Genomic DNA, 15,181 nt, shown 5'->3' with positions numbered 1-15,181 from the left:
CTTCGGCTTCGACCACTCGTTTCAGCAGGCGTTTACCCAGTAACCCACGATGCCGTGCAGCACTGGAACCAAACACTGTGTACCCTTATCCAACCTCGGCCCGCAGCGACAGGCGGGTCGACGAAGGATAAATGGGCGAAGGATTTTTGCCCTTTGACGTGTTGACCATAACGGTCTGACCCAAGGCAAAACATGAAACGGCTGTTCAAGGTTCTCTCTGCACTCATCATCGCCACAGGGCTGGTTGGGTGTATCGCTTCTCCCATCGAAATGACGCCGCAGACCGAGCAGCGTCTGAGCGCGCAACCACCGATCCGTTTTCTGCTGACCTTCGACGACGGTCCCAGCGCATCGAGTTTCTGGAATCCGACAATGACGGTGCTCGACAGTCTGGCGACGAACCCGGTGCAGCCGAACCTCAAAGCGGTGTTTTTCGTGCAGATCCGCGCCTCACGGGCCGGCGGCAGTGAAATAGGGCGCCAGGTCATGCACCGTGAACAGGCCGAAGGTCAGATCCTGGGTTTTCACACGGCCACGCCCGGGCACACCAACCATCGTTCCCTGGACCCGCAAGCACTGGAGCAGTCCCTCACCCACGGCAGCGCCGACATCGCCGCGATCACCGGCGCGCCGCCGACGCTGGTGCGCCCGCCATTCTGGAGCTACGACAAACGCACTTTCGCGGCCTATCAGCAACATGGCATGCATGTGCTGCTGACCGATTTGAGCGCCAATGACGGCAAGATCTGGGGTTTCAACGCCAGTCCCCGGCGGCGCGCCCACCTGCTGCGCAGCCTGTCCGAAGTACGCGAGCGCATCGCCCTTGGAGAGTTACCGGTGGTGGACGGGGTGATTCCGGTGGTGGTGACCTTTCACGACCTCAATCGCTACACCGCCCGGCACACGCGGGAGTACCTGCAAATCCTCCTCGACAGTGCACAGGCTACCGGTGTGAAAACCGCAGAAAAGCCGTTTTACGACGACACGGCAGCGCTGCAACGGGCCGCCATGGCGCGTACTGTTCGCGACAGTTCACAGGCGGTTGAATTACCGGGGCTCTGGAATTGGATCTGGGGTGGGGATTCTCACTGAAAAGGCTTCAAAGTGAGAAACAGCTAACACATATTTTGAGCATTGGCGGCGCAGGATGGGAAATGTGCATCTATGCTGAGCAAGTTGGATCCGATTAACTGCCACGGAGGCGCCAGTCATGGTTTCAGTTCCTGAGCTTTGCCGCATTGTTGAGTCTGGTTTTCAACCGCTGTCCTGTGCCTGCACGGTGAATCCCGACGCAACGTTACGAATTAAGGTCTACGAACCCGCCACCGGGCGAATTGATTTGTTGATTACCGGTGTATCACCCGCACGGCTGACCAGCGTTCGCGATATCTCCAATCTGATTGGCGAGTTGCGCATCGAGATGCGCGCCGGGCGCCGGGCGTTTGCCGGCTAGTCCCGCGGCAGCAGCTCATCAATCATCTGCAAGCAATGATTCAACCCCGGTGAAACGTCGCCCACGCGCCGGCTGAGAATAATCGGCGAGGTCGCGTTGCCTTCCAGCAGCGGCGTGAAACCAATGTCGTCGCGGTGCAGCAATTGCACCGAGGCCGGCACCAGGGTGACGCCGATTCCTGCCCCCACCAAGCCGATGGCTGTTTGCAGCTCGTTGGTCCATTGCGCCACATGGATGCTCACGCCATAGGATTCGAACAACGCGATCACATGGTCGGCGTAGCTGGGACGCGGGTTGCCGGGGTACAACACAAAAGGTTCTTTCGCCAGTTCGCGAAGGCTGATCGGCCCGGCCAGTAATGGGTGACCAGCGGGCAGGGCGGCGACCAGCCGATCTTCGGTCAACACCGTCTGGATGATGGCCGGGTCGTCGATGCGGATTCGGCCGAAACCGATATCGATACGCCCTGCCTTGAGCGCCTGAACTTGCTGCAACGTGGTCATTTCCGAGAGACCCAGTTCAAGTTCCAGGGGCTCGCCACTGCGCAAACGGCGAATCAGTTCCGGTAGCACACCGTAAAGCGTCGACGGTGCGAAACCGATGCCCAGCCAGGTCTTTTCGCCCAGACCGATCCGTCGCGTGTTGTCGCACACCTTGCTCAGTTGCTCGAGCAGCGCGGTGGAGTGTTCATGGAAAAACCGCCCGGCTTCGGTCAGCTTCAGCGGCCGCCCGCGTTCCAGCAACAACACTCCGAGTTCATCCTCCAGTTGCTGCATCTGCCGGCTCAAGGGTGGTTGGGCAATGTGCAGGAGCTCGGCGGCACGGGTGAAATTGAGGGTTTGAGCCAACACCTGAAAATACCGCAGGTGACGCAGTTCCATGGAGCCTCCAGACACAAGTCGTTTGCATACCTTAAAGGTATCAAGTCAGACCAATTCTATATTGGCTTCCCGAAAAAAGCCGTACCAGAATCGGTTCCAGAACTTTAAGAACCTGACGGGTATCGACATGCTTGCAACAGCCATTGAATCGATCGAGACGATCATCGTCGATCTGCCGACCATCCGCCCGCACAAGCTGGCGATGCACACCATGCAGAACCAGACCCTGGTGATCATTCGTGTGCGCTGCGCCGATGGCATCGAGGGCATTGGTGAGTCCACTACTATCGGCGGATTGGCTTATGGCAACGAAAGCCCTGACAGCATCAAGACCAACATCGACCGACACTTCGCGCCGCTGCTGCTGGGCCAGGACAGCGCCAACGTGAACGCCGCGATGTTGCGCCTGGAGCGCAGCATCCGTGGCAACACCTTCGCTAAATCAGGTATCGAAACCGCCTTGCTCGACGCTCAGGGTAAACGCCTTGGGCTGCCGGTCAGCGAACTGCTGGGTGGCCGCGTTCGCGATGCCCTGCCAGTGGCGTGGACCCTGGCCAGTGGCGACACCGACAAGGACATCGCCGAAGCGGAAAAAATGCTCGACCTGCGCCGCCACCGGATCTTCAAATTGAAAATCGGTGCGGGTGAGGTCAACCGCGACCTGGCCCACGTCATTGCGATCAAAAAAGCTTTGGGAGACCGCGCCAGCGTGCGGGTGGATGTCAATCAGGCCTGGGATGAAGCGGTCGCGCTGCGCGCCTGCCGGATCCTGGGAACCAACGGCATCGACCTGATCGAACAGCCGATCTCGCGCAATAACCGCGCCGGCATGGCGCGCCTGAACGCCATGAGCCCGGCGCCGATCATGGCCGATGAATCCATCGAATGCGTGGAAGATGCGTTCAATCTGGCCCGTGAAGGCGCGGCCTCGGTGTTTGCTTTGAAGATCGCCAAGAACGGCGGCCCGCGCGCCGTGCTGCGAACCGCTGCGATTGCCGAAGCGGCCGGTATCGGCCTGTATGGCGGCACCATGCTCGAAGGCGGCATCGGCACCCTGGCCTCGGCCCATGCCTTTATCACGCTGAACAAACTGGCGTGGGACACCGAGCTGTTCGGCCCGCTGCTGCTGACTGAAGACATTCTCAGCGAGCCGCTGGCCTATCGCGATTTTGAGTTGCACGTGCCGAAAACACCGGGGCTGGGCCTGAGCCTCGATGAAGAACGTCTGGCGTTCTTCCGCCGTGACAAAACGTCTACTGCCATTCATCAAGCCTGAGGAGAGCATTATGCTATTCCACGTAAAAATGACCGTGAATCTGCCGGTCGACATGAACCCGGAAACGGCCACAAAGCTTAAGACCGACGAGAAAGCCCTGGCCCAGCGCCTGCAAGAGCAAGGCAAGTGGCGTCACCTGTGGCGCATCGCCGGGCACTATGCCAATTACAGCGTTTTCGACGTCGACAGCGTTCAGGAACTGCACGACCTGCTCATGCAATTACCGCTGTTTCCGTACATGGCGATCGAGGTCGACGCGATGTGCCGGCATCCTTCTTCCATCCGCGAGGATGACCGCTGAACCCAGCCTGTTCAGTTCGCTACGCTAATAATTACAAGATGAGGAACCCACCAAAATGAACGTCAAGATTTCCCACACTGCCGGTGTCCAGAAGTTTCTCGAAGAGGCCAGTGGTCTGCTCAATGAAGCCGGCGACCCACGGGTCAAGGCCCTGGTTTACCGTATCCTGCGTGATTCGGTGAACATCATCGAAGACTTGGCCGTCACCCCGGAAGAGTTCTGGAAAGCCGTCAACTACCTCAACGTGCTGGGTGCGCGTCAAGAGGCTGGATTGGTGGTGGCCGGGCTCGGTCTGGAACATTACCTCGACCTGCTGATGGACGCCGAAGACGAGCAGGCCGGCAAGGCTGGCGGCACACCGCGGACCATCGAAGGCCCGCTGTACGTGGCGGGCGCGCCACTGTCGGAGGGCGAGGCGCGACTGGATGACGGTGTCGATCCGGGTGTGGTGCTGTTCATGCAGGGCCAGGTCAAGAACACCGCCGGCGAACCGTTGGTCGGCGCGGTGGTGGATGTCTGGCACGCCAACACGGGCGGCACTTACTCCTACTTCGATACCACCCAGTCGGAATTCAACCTGCGTCGTCGTATCGTCACCGATGCCGAAGGCCGTTATCGCTTCCGCAGCATCGTCCCGTCGGGCTATGGCTGCCCGCCGGACGGTCCGACCCAGCAACTGCTCGATCAACTGGGCCGTCATGGGCAACGGCCGGCGCACGTTCATTTCTTCATTTCCGCGCCGGATCATCGTCACCTGACCACCCAGATCAACCTCGATGGCGATCAGTACCTGCACGACGATTTCGCTTATGCCACACGGGATGAGCTGATCGCGAAAATCACCTTCAGTGACGATCAAGCGCGTGCAGCGGCTTACGGTGTCAGCGGCCGTTTTGCTGAAATCGAATTCGATTTCACTTTGCAGTCGTCTGCCCAGCCTGAGGAGCAGCAACGCCACGAGCGGGTTCGCGCACTCGAGGACTGATCACCTCGAACAGCGGAGCCCGACCACGAGATAACCGACCGTTTATCTCGTGGTTTTCTGCGTTCCCGGCGTTGCCCTAGAATGGCCCGACGCGATCTATAACAACAATGAGAGTGACCCGATGATGCAAGCGCAACTGTTGAGTCAGCGCAGCACCGTATTCGACCAAGCCGATCCTTACGCGGTGTCGGGCTACGTCAATCAGCATGTCGGTAACCATTGCATTCTGATGCCCCGGGCCGGGCGACCGCTGGCCAGCCTCAATCACCGAAAATTTGCCAGCCTCGACCTGTGCCGCATCAGCTATGGCGGCAGTGTACGGGTCACCTCCGGCGCCCTGGAAAGCATCTATCACCTTCAAGTCTTGCTGCGCGGCCACTGCCTGTGGCGCGGCCACGGTCAGGAACACTACTTCGCGCCCGGCGAGTTGCTGCTGATCAATCCCGACGATCCGGTGGACCTGACCTACTCTGACGATTGCGAAAAATTCATCCTCAAAGTCCCCACCCCGTTGCTGGAGTCAGTGTGCGACGAGCAGCGCTGGCGGTATCCGGGGCAGGGCGTGCGGTTTCTGGAGAACCGCTATCAGCTCGATGACCTGGAAGGCTTTGTCGGTCTGTTGGCGATGATTTGCCAGGAGGCCGAGGCCACCGAGCAGATTCCCAAGGTCCAGGAGCACTACGCACAGATCATCGTCAGCAAGATGCTCAGCCTGATGAAGACCAATGTCAGTCGAATCAGTCTCGGCTCACAGACGGCTACGTTCGAGGTGATTGCCGACTACATCGCAGGCCACCTCAAACAGGACATCGACAGCGAAGAACTGGCACGCCAGGCGCGGATGAGCCTGCGCTCGTTGTATGGATTGTTCGAACGCAATGCCGGTACCACGCCGAAAAGCTACATCCGGCAAAAACGCCTTGAGCGCATCAACGCCTGCCTGAGCGACCCGACCTGTAACGTGCGCAACGTCACGGAAGTGGCGATGGATTACGGCTTCCTGCACCTGGGCCGGTTCTCCGACAGCTACCGCAAACAGTTCGGCGAATTGCCTTCCGATACCCTCAAGCGCCGCCACTGAGCCTTCAAGTTAGATGTTGTCTGGTCTGGCGCCATCGCGAGCAAGCTCGCTCCCACAGTGTTATTGGCTGAGCGCGATATTTGCGATCAACCGATATCCCTGTGGGAGCGAGCTTGCTCGCGATGGGGCCGTCACATTCACCATTGACGGCGCCTGACACACCGCCAGCGCCTGCACAAAACGGATACAGGTCTGCACCCATCGGATAGTCCGCCACATCCCCCCGTCCTAGCATGGCCCTGCCTGAATAAAAACAATGGAGGCGGCGGCCATGACCCTGCGACCCGAATACCTTCACTCCCTGCTCGAAGATGACAAAGAACAGGGCATCTATCGCTGCAAGCGCGAGATGTTCACCGACCCGCGGCTGTTCGATCTCGAGATGCAGCACATCTTCGAAGGCAACTGGCTGTACCTGGCCCACGAAAGCCAGATCCCCAACAAAAACGACTTCTACACCACCACCATGGGGCGCCAGTCGATCTTCATTGCGCGCAACAAGGACGGTGAGCTGAATGCGTTCCTCAACGCCTGCAGCCATCGTGGCGCGACGCTGTGCCGGCACAAGTCCGGCAACAAAAGCTCGTACACCTGCCCATTCCACGGCTGGACCTTCAACAACTCCGGCAAGCTGCTCAAGGTCAAGGATCCAGCCGAAGCGGGCTACCCGGCGAGCTTCAACTGCGAAGGCTCCCACGACCTGACCAAAGTTGCGCGTTTCGAATCCTATCGTGGCTTCCTGTTTGGGAGCCTGAAGGCTGACGTCGTGCCGTTGGTTGAACACCTTGGCGAGTCGGCAAAGATCATCGACATGATCGTCGACCAGTCCGCTGATGGTCTGGAAGTGCTGCGCGGATCCTCGAGCTACATCTACGAAGGCAACTGGAAACTCACCGCCGAAAACGGCGCCGATGGCTATCACGTCAGCTCCGTGCACTGGAACTACGCGGCTACCCAGAACCAACGCAAGCAGCGCGAGGCCGGCGATTGCAATCCGACCATGAGCGCCGGGTCCTGGGCCAAGCAGGGCGGGGGCTTCTACTCGTTCGACAAGGGCCACATGCTGCTCTGGACCCGCTGGTCCAACCCCGAGGATCGTCCGCTGTACGAGCGTCGCGATGAATTGGCTCAGGATTTCGGCAAGGCTCGCGCCGACTGGATGATCGAGAACTCGCGCAACTTGTGCCTGTACCCGAACGTGTACCTCATGGACCAGTTCAGCTCGCAGATCCGTATCGCCCGGCCGATCTCGGTCGATCGCACGGAAATCACCATTTACTGCATCGCCCCCAAAGGCGAAAGCGACCACGCCCGTTCGAGCCGGATTCGTCAGTACGAAGACTTCTTCAACGTCAGCGGCATGGCTACCCCGGATGATCTGGAAGAATTTCGCTCCTGCCAGACCAGCTATCAGGGCAGCGTGACCGCCTGGAACGACATGTCCCGTGGCGCCGAACACTGGATCGAAGGCGCCGATGACGCGGCCAAGGAAATCGACCTGCATCCATTACTCAGCGGCGTGCGCACCGAAGACGAAGGTCTGTTCGTGCTGCAACACAAGTATTGGCAGCAGACCATGCTCAAGGCCCTGGCCGCCGAGCAGTCCGAACTGATTCCTGTGGAGGCCGTGCAATGACCATCACCTATGACGCCGTACGCGATTTTCTCTACCGCGAAGCCCGCTACCTCGATGACCGGCAATGGGACGAATGGCTGGAGTTGTACGCCCCGGACGCGACGTTCTGGATGCCGTCCTGGGACGACAACGACGAGTTGACCGAAGACCCACAACGGGAAATCTCGCTGATCTGGTATGGCAACCGCACCGGCCTGGAAGACCGCGTCTTCCGCATCAAGACCGAGCGTTCCAGCGCCACCATGCCGGACACCCGCACCTCGCACAACATCAGCAACATCGAGCTGCTCGAACAGGCCGACGGGCTCTGCAAGGTGCGCTTCAACTGGCACACCCTGAGCTTTCGCTACAAGACCGTCGACAGCTATTTCGGCAGCAGTTTCTACACCCTCGATGTGCGCGGTGAGAACCCGCTGATCAAGGCCAAGAAAGTGATCCTGAAGAACGATTACGTTCGTCAGGTCATCGATGTCTACCACCTCTGAGGCGGCCGTCATGACTCATTCCATTGCATTCAATTTCGAAGACGGCGTCACCCGATTCATCGACGCCAACGCCGGCGAAACCGTGGCCGATGCCGCGTACCGCCAGGGCATCAATATTCCGCTGGACTGCCGCGATGGCGCCTGCGGTACCTGCAAATGCTTCGCCGAGGCCGGTCGTTATGATTTGGGTGAGGAGTACATCGAAGACGCCCTCAGCCCGGAAGAAGCCGAGCAAGGTTTCGTCCTGACCTGCCAGATGCGCGCCCAGAGCGATTGCGTGATTCGCGTGCCGACCTCCTCGCAGGTTTGCCGTACCCGTCAGGCCAACTATGACGCAACCATCAGCGCCGTGCGCCAGCTGTCCGACAGCACCATCGCGCTGTCAATCAAGGGCGAAGCCCTGAGCAAACTGGCGTTCCTGCCGGGGCAATACGTGAACCTCGGGATTCCCGGTAGCGAGCAGACCCGCGCTTATTCGTTCAGCTCGTTGCAGCGCGACGGCGAGGTCAGTTTCCTGATCCGCAACGTGCCCGGCGGCTTGATGAGCAGCTTCCTTACCGGCATGGCCAAGGCCGGCGACAGCATGAGCCTGGCTGGGCCGTTGGGCAGTTTCTACCTGCGCGATATTCGCCGTCCGTTGCTGCTGCTGGCCGGCGGTACGGGGCTGGCACCGTTTACGGCGATGCTGGAAAAAATCACCGAGCAGGGCAGTGAACATCCGCTGCATTTGATCTACGGCGTGACCAACGATTTCGATCTGGTGGAACTTGATCGACTCGAAGCCTTTGCCGCACGAATCCCGAACTTCAGCTTCAGTGCGTGCGTGGCCAACCCGGACAGTCAGCACCCGCTCAAGGGCTACGTGACCCAACACATCGAGCCGCAGCATTTGAACGAAGGCGACGTCGATGTCTACCTGTGCGGCCCGCCGCCGATGGTCGAAGCCGTCAGCCAGTTCATCCGCGAGAAAGGCATCGCGCCGACAAACTTTTACTACGAGAAATTTGCCGCCAGCGCGGCCTGAGCCGCACTGTTGTGGGAGAGAGACATGAACAGATTTCACGAAAAAGTCGCGCTGATTACCGGCGCCGCCCAAGGCATCGGTCGGCGCGTTGCTGAACGCATGGCGGCAGAAGGTGCGCGGTTGATTCTGGTCGACCGCTCCGAGCTGGTATTCGAGGTGCAGAAGGAATTGGGGGTGGTAAGCCAGGTGCTGGCGTTGACCGCTGATCTTGAGCAATACAGCGAATGCAGCCGCGTAATGCAAACCGCTTTCGAGCGTTTCGATCGTCTCGACATTCTGATCAATAATGTCGGCGGGACGATCTGGGCCAAGCCCTTCGAGCACTACGACGCGCAGCAGATCGAGGCTGAAGTCCGCCGTTCGCTGTTCCCGACGCTGTGGTGCTGTCATGCCGCGCTGCCGTTCATGCTTGAACAGGGCAGCGGCGCCATCGTCAACGTTTCGTCCATCGCCACTCGCAGTGTCAATCGCGTGCCGTACGGTGCGGCAAAGGGTGGGGTCAACGCGCTGACTGCTTGCCTGGCATTCGAAACCGCCGGTCGTGGGATTCGGGTCAATGCCACTGCGCCGGGTGGCACCGAAGCACCGCCGCGGGTGATTCCGCGCAACAGCGCCGATCAGAGCGCGCAAGAGAAGGTCTGGTATCAGCAGATTGTCGACCAGACGCTCGACAGCAGTTTGATGAAGCGCTACGGCACGCTGGATGAACAGGCAAGCGCTATTCTGTTTCTGGCCAGCGACGAAGCGTCTTATATCACCGGCATGATCATGCCGGTCGGTGGCGGCGATCAGGGCTGACACGCAAACAACCCATCCATAAATGGAGCCATCGTGGTATCAGGTTTCTACGGATACCCTCCTGGCGCGACGTCTGGTCGGCACTTCAATGAAGGTCGGGTGTAAGGTATTCAGGTGAATTCAGGATCATCACTGCCGAAATGGAGGAGACTATGAGCGTTCCGATGCTGACCAAAATGCACATGAACGGTTATGACGTACTCAGCGTGAACAATGGCCCGTGGCGGGTGTGCACCAAAGGTGACCGGCTTGGAGCCTTTGGCAGCAGAGAGGAAGCACTGGCCTTTGCGGCCTCTCTTCCCGGCTACAAGGCCAAGTCAAGTCGGCCTGCACATAGCCAAAAGTCAGATTGATAGTGCGCTTGCAGCCCCGGTTCGCCGGGGCTTTTCTTCGCATGGCACTGAGGTCTTAGGCTAATAGCCACCGCCGGAGCTGCGGGAAGGCTCTCGGGCTTTTTGCTGCATGCGACTCCATTCCGCGCAAGTCATGAAGCTTTTATGGTCGACCTTGCCCATGCCATCGAAACTGACGTTGTACGTTTCCTGATGGCCGGCCTGCGTCAGCTTGTAGTCAAAGCACGTGCCTGGCTCAACGGTGCGATCCGTTATTGATAAAGGCTGGCCGCCGATCTGCTGGACTTGATCCTTGCTCATGCCGGTCTCCACCTTTGCGACCAACGGCTGATCCCGATAGATGCGCGACTCAGTGCTGCAGCCACTCGACGCTGCCAGTACGACGACCAGCGCGCATATCGGCTTGTTCATGGCAGCGCTCCTGCTAATGGGCTTTCGTTCGAGTGATAACCTTGGCCTTCACTTCCTCGGCATAACCCTTCAGTCGTTCTTCATCTCCCTGAAACAACTCGCACAGCTTTTGGGCTGCTTGCGCATCCACATCATTGCCGAGCTGGCGTAGCTGCTCTGCGATGCGCAAAAGCTCTACCGCTGACCATCTCAAATCCGACGCAACGCCTTGCAGGTCACGCCGAAGTTCGTTTTCAGATTCGTTGAGCCACATGATGACCTCCTGAAAGTCTCTGCTACGAAATTTTAGTCCCATTTCCCAAGCCATGGCGTTTCGTTCGTCCGGGCCGTTGGCGTAGCCTTTTGTCGGGAAAATGAACGCGAACGAGCAGATCTGATGTCGTAGTGAGGTAGTGAATTTTCGCTAGGGCGAGGCAACTTCCAATGACGACCACCGATGACTTTCGATTTCATGCCCATGAGCTGATGGTTGACATGGACGCGGCTACCACGGAAATGATGAAGCTGATTTCCGCGCATCAGCTGAGCGGCCCGGAATGGGAGCGGGTCACTCAATGGCAGCATGAAGCGTACGAAAGATGGATGACCTATCTCAACAAGAGGTCGTACCCGGATCCGGGCGATAACAACGCGCCTCGCTGAGTGCTGTTCAGTGGATGGATGTCTGGGCAGCGACGCGCTACATTCCTCTTTTTCGGGATAAGGAAGTGTCATGCGCAAGTTGATTGGGGGAGCAGGGTTGGCGTTGCTGGCGGGCTGTTCGTTGCCCGCTTCTTTAGTGCCTGGTGAGCCAAATGTCAGCAAGTACAGCAACAAGGTGCCAAAAGACTATGCGGCGTGTGTTCTGCCAGCGTGGCAGCAGGAAATACCCTACACGACCCAATCGGCGATTTCCAACGGCTACAGGATCACGGCGCCGAGCATCATTACGGCCGACGAGATCGTAGATATCGTGAAATCGAAGGATGGCAGTCACGTATCGCTTTATCAGGGGCCGCCGTGGGCGAAATCAGGGGCGCTGCGCAAGGCAGTGCGTGATTGCCTGTAAGGTTTAGCCGGTGATTCCTCTCGCCTGAAACGTCGGCAGCGTTGCTTTAATAACGCTGTCTGTTTAAAAAGTCCTGCCCAGGTTCTCTTGGGCGGGATTTTTTTTGCGCCTTGAACGGTTGCGGATGTGAAATTTAACGTGTACTTTTTCATGAAATAAAAAGTATAAAATTTCACGGAGCCCGCATGTTTCAACAATCTACCGAGCACGTCGCCAGTTATTACGCCCACACCTGCGCGGATCGTCTGTTGGATCGAGCCCCTTTGCAGGGCGAGCAGTACACCGAAGTGTTGATCATCGGGGCCGGCTTCAGTGGATTGCATACGGCGTTGCGCCTGGCCCTGGCCGGTAAGCGCGTGACGTTGCTGGAAGCCAGTCGGGTGGCCTGGGCCGCCTCGGGCCGCAATGGAGGTCAGGCCATTCTCGGTTGGTCGTGTGACATGCCGCCGCTGGAGGCGGCGCTGGGTTATGAGCGCGCACGCCGGTTATGGGACAGCATGCGCTGGGCTGCACGGGAGTTGCGAGATTTGCCCGCGCGCCATGGTTTTGATTGTGACTATCGGCCTGGCCACCTCTGGACGTCGGTGATGCCGCGTCGGGTAAGTCTGCTGACAGAATGGCAACACGAGGCCAGCCACAAGTGGGGCCACGATGGTTTGCAGTTCATTTCGCGCGAAGCGTTACCTGATTGGGTCGCCAGTGAGCGCTACCAGGCGGGCCTGTTCGATCCTGAAGGCGGGCATCTGAATCCGCTGAAACTGGCGCTCGGCCTGGCCGCTGCGATTGAACAGGCTGGTGGACGCATTCATGAACAGAGCAAGGCGCTGAGTTATCGCGAAGAGGGCGGTCAGTACGTAGTCACCACTGAGCGCGGTCGCATTCGCGCCGACGTGCTGGTGCTGGCGTGCAATGCCTACCTTGATCGGCTTGATCCGCAACTGGCGAGTTGCGTGTTACCGGTTGGCACTTATCAGGTGGCCACCGCGCCACTTTCAGAGCAACAGGCGACCGCGTTGCTACCCAGCAATGTGTGCGTCACCGACAATCAGTTTGTCCTCGATTATTTCCGCCGTACGCCGGACAACCGTCTGCTGTTCGGCGGTGGTTGCACCTATCTGGGTGGCATGCCAAAGGACATCGCAGCCGCGACGCGGCCTTATCTGGAGCGCGTTTTTCCCCAGCTCAAGGGCGTCGAGCTGGATTTTGCCTGGGGAGGGCATATCGACCTCACCCTCAAGCGCACGCCTGACATCGGTCGACGTGGCGATCTCTACTGGCTACAGGGTTACTCCGGGCACGGGGTGCTGCCGACATTGGCCGGTGCACGCGCCGTGTCCGACGCGATACTGGGCCGGCCGGATGAGCTGGCGTTGTACCAGGGCTTGATCAACGGCAGTTTTCCCGGTGGCAAGTATTTGGCAGCACCGCTGGAAGCCATCGGCAAGGCCTGGTATCGGCTGCGCGACAGCCTTTGAAGCATCAATTTCTGGAAGCCTTTATATGGACATGCAGGAAGAAATCTCGGCGCTGGCGATCTTGATCCAGGACCTGCGCAAACACAAAAAATACACGCTGAAAGACCTGGCGGACAAAATCGGTCGTTCGGTCGGCTTTCTCTCGCAAGTCGAGCGGGGGCTGTCGCGTCCCACGGTGGCGGACTTGACCGCCATCAGCGAAACCCTTGGCGTGCCGACCACTTATTTCTACAGCTTGCCCAAACCCATGGCATTGCCTTGGGTGACCCGCCCGGATGAGCGACGCACGCTGTATTACGCCGACGGGATTACCGACATCCTCGTTTCTCCAAAGATGAGGGCGTCTTTTTCAATGCTTGAAAGCCAATTGGAGCCCGGCGCCAGCAGTGGCGATCGGCACATGAATGACAGCTCGGAGCAGGGTGGCTATGTCCTCGAGGGGGAGCTGACGCTGTGGCTGGATGACGATCAACCGGTGACATTACGTGCCGGCGACAGTTTTCAGCTGGCCAGTCACACGCATTGTCGCTACGGCAACCTCACGGATCAGCTCACCCGAGTGCTTTGGGTTTACACCTGATAAAAACAACAAGGAACACTAACGATGGATGCTGTCTGCTCTGATCTGGTTGCTGAGGTTCGCGCGTTTCGTCAGCGCTTCCCGCAGGTGCGTTACGTTGACCTGATTTCCCTGGATATTCCCGGGCATTTTTACGGTAAGCGCTACCCGATAGAAATGCTTGAGAAGGTCGCCGCCGGCAGCGTGCTCAAGCTGCCGCAAAACTGTGTGTTGCTGGGCACGCAGGGCGGTCTGTTCAAAATCGGCGACTACTGTTTTAACGACGGTGATCCGGATGCTCCCCGCCGACTGGTGCCCGGTACGCTCAAGCCAGTGAGCTGGGAACAACAACCGCTGGGGCAGATGCTGATTACCTCAAGCGGTACTGAAAAGCCTATCGTCTTCGAGCCGCGGGAAGTGTTGGCGCAGGTCCTCGAGCGTCTTGGCCGAAAAGGGATTTTCCCCGTGGTCGCGTTCGAGCTGGAGTTCTATCTGTTCGATCGCCAGTTGCGTGACGGCTTGCCACAGTTCCCTCGCGATCAGCTGACGGACGATGCCGATGATCAGCCGAATATGCACATCGAACGGCTGTCGAGATTTTCACCGGTACTCGATGACATGGTCGAGACCGCGCGGGCGCAAGGCATCGACGCCACGGTGATCACTGCGGAGCTGGGCCCCGGCCAGTTCGAGATCAATTTTGGTCACCTTGACGACGGCCTGCGTGCGGCCGACTGGGCGGCCCTGTTTTGCCGCAGCACACGGGGGGTGGCCCTCAAGCACAACCACCGCGCCAGCTTCATGGCCAAACCCTACTTGCAGCACCCCGGTAGCGGTATGCATGTGCATGTGAGCCTTTATGACGAGGCGGGAAACAACCTGTTGGCGGCTGACAATCAGCAGGCGTTGCGCCATGCAGTGGCCGGTTGCCTTGAAGTGTTGCCGCATTGCATGCCGATCTTTGCACCGAATCACAACGCTATGCGTCGCTTGAGCGGCACGGTGAACGTCGCGACGCGCGCCAGTTGGGGGTTTGAAGATCGTGACGCTTGCCTGCGGGTGCCTGAGTCGGACGCTAAAAATCTGCGCATCGAACATCGCCTGGCGGGCGCGGATGCCAACCCTTATCTCGTGTTGGCGGCGATTCTGGTAGGGCTGGAGCAAGGGCTGGAAGTGGGTCGTGAACCGATTGCATCCCTCAACGAAGATCGTGGCAGCGGAATCGACTTCCCGCTGGAGATGCTGGAGGCCGTGCGTTCGATGCAAAACAATGCGCAGCTGCGCGAAGGTTTGGGGGCGGAGTTTGTGGATGTCTACTGTGAAAACAAGCGCCAGGACCATTTGGCATTCCTGCAGGACATCAGTGCGCGGGAGTATCGCTGGTACCTGTAAAGGCGGACTTTTCGGCGCTCGTC

General features: G+C 59.0%; 19 protein-coding genes. 16 read left to right on the top strand and 3 right to left on the bottom strand.

Annotated elements, in window-relative coordinates; all coding sequences use genetic code 11:
- Positions 1–192: 192 nt before the first annotated feature.
- Both ACYZT7_RS20145 and ACYZT7_RS20140 read left to right on the top strand, forming a co-directional pair.
- Positions 193–1,092, top strand: coding sequence for a polysaccharide deacetylase family protein (locus tag ACYZT7_RS20145; RefSeq protein ID WP_462037947.1), 900 nt, complete (start codon positions 193–195; stop codon positions 1,090–1,092).
- Positions 1,093–1,210: 118 nt separating this feature from the next.
- Complete coding sequence (locus ACYZT7_RS20140; RefSeq protein WP_449643945.1) at positions 1,211–1,453, top strand: DUF1652 domain-containing protein; 243 nt, start codon at positions 1,211–1,213, stop codon at positions 1,451–1,453.
- Here ACYZT7_RS20140 and ACYZT7_RS20135 read toward each other — a convergent pair.
- Complete coding sequence (locus ACYZT7_RS20135) at positions 1,450–2,334, bottom strand: LysR family transcriptional regulator (protein ID WP_462037946.1); 885 nt, start codon at positions 2,332–2,334, stop codon at positions 1,450–1,452. The two genes, ACYZT7_RS20140 and ACYZT7_RS20135, sit on opposite strands and share 4 nt — an antisense overlap.
- A gap of 127 nt (positions 2,335–2,461) precedes the next feature.
- Between ACYZT7_RS20135 and ACYZT7_RS20130 the strand changes: the two genes are divergently transcribed.
- From ACYZT7_RS20130 to ACYZT7_RS20090, 9 genes are all read left to right on the top strand, one after another.
- Entirely contained in the window at positions 2,462–3,610 is a 1,149-nt protein-coding gene (locus ACYZT7_RS20130; protein WP_462037945.1) for a muconate cycloisomerase family protein, read from the top strand.
- A gap of 10 nt (positions 3,611–3,620) precedes the next feature.
- The gene (catC, locus tag ACYZT7_RS20125) at positions 3,621–3,911 is read left to right on the top strand and encodes a muconolactone Delta-isomerase (RefSeq protein ID WP_462037944.1); all 291 of its coding nucleotides are present in this window, start codon (positions 3,621–3,623) and stop codon (positions 3,909–3,911) included.
- Positions 3,912–3,966: 55 nt separating this feature from the next.
- The gene (gene catA / locus ACYZT7_RS20120) at positions 3,967–4,896 is read left to right on the top strand and encodes a catechol 1,2-dioxygenase (RefSeq protein WP_462037943.1); all 930 of its coding nucleotides are present in this window, start codon (positions 3,967–3,969) and stop codon (positions 4,894–4,896) included.
- Positions 4,897–5,017: 121 nt separating this feature from the next.
- Entirely contained in the window at positions 5,018–5,977 is a 960-nt protein-coding gene (locus ACYZT7_RS20115; RefSeq protein ID WP_462037942.1) for an AraC family transcriptional regulator, read from the top strand.
- A 271-nt stretch (positions 5,978–6,248) separates the two neighbouring features.
- Positions 6,249–7,613 (top strand): benzoate 1,2-dioxygenase large subunit, encoded by a 1,365-nt coding sequence (gene benA / locus ACYZT7_RS20110; protein WP_095129741.1) that lies wholly within the window; start codon positions 6,249–6,251, stop codon positions 7,611–7,613.
- Positions 7,610–8,098, top strand: coding sequence for a benzoate 1,2-dioxygenase small subunit (gene benB / locus ACYZT7_RS20105; protein WP_462037941.1), 489 nt, complete (start codon positions 7,610–7,612; stop codon positions 8,096–8,098). Before benA ends, benB begins: the two co-directional genes overlap by 4 nt.
- 10 nt (positions 8,099–8,108) lie before the next feature.
- Positions 8,109–9,122, top strand: a complete 1,014-nt coding sequence (benC, locus tag ACYZT7_RS20100) for a benzoate 1,2-dioxygenase electron transfer component BenC (RefSeq protein ID WP_462037940.1) — start codon at positions 8,109–8,111, stop codon at positions 9,120–9,122.
- A 24-nt stretch (positions 9,123–9,146) separates the two neighbouring features.
- A complete protein-coding gene (locus ACYZT7_RS20095) occupies positions 9,147–9,920 on the top strand; it encodes a 1,6-dihydroxycyclohexa-2,4-diene-1-carboxylate dehydrogenase (protein ID WP_462037939.1) in 774 nt (257 codons plus the stop codon).
- Between the two features lie 152 nt (positions 9,921–10,072).
- Positions 10,073–10,273 (top strand): SPOR domain-containing protein, encoded by a 201-nt coding sequence (locus tag ACYZT7_RS20090; protein ID WP_462037938.1) that lies wholly within the window; start codon positions 10,073–10,075, stop codon positions 10,271–10,273.
- A gap of 60 nt (positions 10,274–10,333) precedes the next feature.
- Here the strand turns inward: ACYZT7_RS20090 and osmE are convergent, their stop codons facing one another.
- Positions 10,334–10,684: an osmotically-inducible lipoprotein OsmE gene (gene osmE, locus ACYZT7_RS20085; RefSeq protein ID WP_462037937.1), complete on the bottom strand. Its 351-nt coding sequence runs from the start codon at positions 10,682–10,684 to the stop codon at positions 10,334–10,336.
- Between the two features lie 13 nt (positions 10,685–10,697).
- Positions 10,698–10,937, bottom strand: a complete 240-nt coding sequence (locus ACYZT7_RS20080) for a hypothetical protein (RefSeq protein WP_461970523.1) — start codon at positions 10,935–10,937, stop codon at positions 10,698–10,700.
- A 170-nt stretch (positions 10,938–11,107) separates the two neighbouring features.
- Between ACYZT7_RS20080 and ACYZT7_RS20075 the strand changes: the two genes are divergently transcribed.
- The 5 genes from ACYZT7_RS20075 to ACYZT7_RS20055 all read left to right on the top strand — a co-directional run bounded on the left by ACYZT7_RS20075 (position 11,108) and on the right by ACYZT7_RS20055 (position 15,158).
- On the top strand, positions 11,108–11,326 hold the full coding sequence (locus ACYZT7_RS20075) for a hypothetical protein (RefSeq protein WP_462037936.1): 219 nt from the start codon (positions 11,108–11,110) through the stop codon (positions 11,324–11,326).
- 70 nt (positions 11,327–11,396) lie between these two features.
- Positions 11,397–11,732, top strand: a complete 336-nt coding sequence (locus ACYZT7_RS20070; protein ID WP_462037935.1) for a hypothetical protein — start codon at positions 11,397–11,399, stop codon at positions 11,730–11,732.
- A gap of 185 nt (positions 11,733–11,917) precedes the next feature.
- Entirely contained in the window at positions 11,918–13,207 is a 1,290-nt protein-coding gene (locus tag ACYZT7_RS20065) for an NAD(P)/FAD-dependent oxidoreductase (protein ID WP_462037934.1), read from the top strand.
- A gap of 25 nt (positions 13,208–13,232) precedes the next feature.
- Positions 13,233–13,787, top strand: coding sequence for a helix-turn-helix domain-containing protein (locus ACYZT7_RS20060; RefSeq protein WP_033057731.1), 555 nt, complete (start codon positions 13,233–13,235; stop codon positions 13,785–13,787).
- 24 nt (positions 13,788–13,811) lie between these two features.
- Positions 13,812–15,158 carry a glutamine synthetase family protein gene (locus ACYZT7_RS20055; RefSeq protein WP_462037933.1) on the top strand — a complete coding sequence of 449 codons (1,347 nt, stop codon included), beginning with the start codon at positions 13,812–13,814 and terminating at the stop codon, positions 15,156–15,158.
- Positions 15,159–15,181: the final 23 nt, after the last annotated feature.

It is taken from the genome of Pseudomonas sp. RT4P38 (assembly GCF_054897765.1).
This window is presented reverse-complemented; position numbering and strand designations above follow the sequence as displayed.

Coding starts and splice junctions, on each gene's coding strand:
- ACYZT7_RS20145 (WP_462037947.1), top strand. CDS start 193: ATGAAACGGCTGTTCAAGGTTCTCTCTGCACTCATCATCGCCACAGGG.
- ACYZT7_RS20140 (WP_449643945.1), top strand. CDS start 1,211: ATGGTTTCAGTTCCTGAGCTTTGCCGCATTGTTGAGTCTGGTTTTCAA.
- ACYZT7_RS20135 (WP_462037946.1), bottom strand. CDS start 2,334: ATGGAACTGCGTCACCTGCGGTATTTTCAGGTGTTGGCTCAAACCCTC.
- ACYZT7_RS20130 (WP_462037945.1), top strand. CDS start 2,462: ATGCTTGCAACAGCCATTGAATCGATCGAGACGATCATCGTCGATCTG.
- catC (WP_462037944.1), top strand. CDS start 3,621: ATGCTATTCCACGTAAAAATGACCGTGAATCTGCCGGTCGACATGAAC.
- catA (WP_462037943.1), top strand. CDS start 3,967: ATGAACGTCAAGATTTCCCACACTGCCGGTGTCCAGAAGTTTCTCGAA.
- ACYZT7_RS20115 (WP_462037942.1), top strand. CDS start 5,018: ATGATGCAAGCGCAACTGTTGAGTCAGCGCAGCACCGTATTCGACCAA.
- benA (WP_095129741.1), top strand. CDS start 6,249: ATGACCCTGCGACCCGAATACCTTCACTCCCTGCTCGAAGATGACAAA.
- benB (WP_462037941.1), top strand. CDS start 7,610: ATGACCATCACCTATGACGCCGTACGCGATTTTCTCTACCGCGAAGCC.
- benC (WP_462037940.1), top strand. CDS start 8,109: ATGACTCATTCCATTGCATTCAATTTCGAAGACGGCGTCACCCGATTC.
- ACYZT7_RS20095 (WP_462037939.1), top strand. CDS start 9,147: ATGAACAGATTTCACGAAAAAGTCGCGCTGATTACCGGCGCCGCCCAA.
- ACYZT7_RS20090 (WP_462037938.1), top strand. CDS start 10,073: ATGAGCGTTCCGATGCTGACCAAAATGCACATGAACGGTTATGACGTA.
- osmE (WP_462037937.1), bottom strand. CDS start 10,684: ATGAACAAGCCGATATGCGCGCTGGTCGTCGTACTGGCAGCGTCGAGT.
- ACYZT7_RS20080 (WP_461970523.1), bottom strand. CDS start 10,937: ATGTGGCTCAACGAATCTGAAAACGAACTTCGGCGTGACCTGCAAGGC.
- ACYZT7_RS20075 (WP_462037936.1), top strand. CDS start 11,108: ATGACGACCACCGATGACTTTCGATTTCATGCCCATGAGCTGATGGTT.
- ACYZT7_RS20070 (WP_462037935.1), top strand. CDS start 11,397: ATGCGCAAGTTGATTGGGGGAGCAGGGTTGGCGTTGCTGGCGGGCTGT.
- ACYZT7_RS20065 (WP_462037934.1), top strand. CDS start 11,918: ATGTTTCAACAATCTACCGAGCACGTCGCCAGTTATTACGCCCACACC.
- ACYZT7_RS20060 (WP_033057731.1), top strand. CDS start 13,233: ATGGACATGCAGGAAGAAATCTCGGCGCTGGCGATCTTGATCCAGGAC.
- ACYZT7_RS20055 (WP_462037933.1), top strand. CDS start 13,812: ATGGATGCTGTCTGCTCTGATCTGGTTGCTGAGGTTCGCGCGTTTCGT.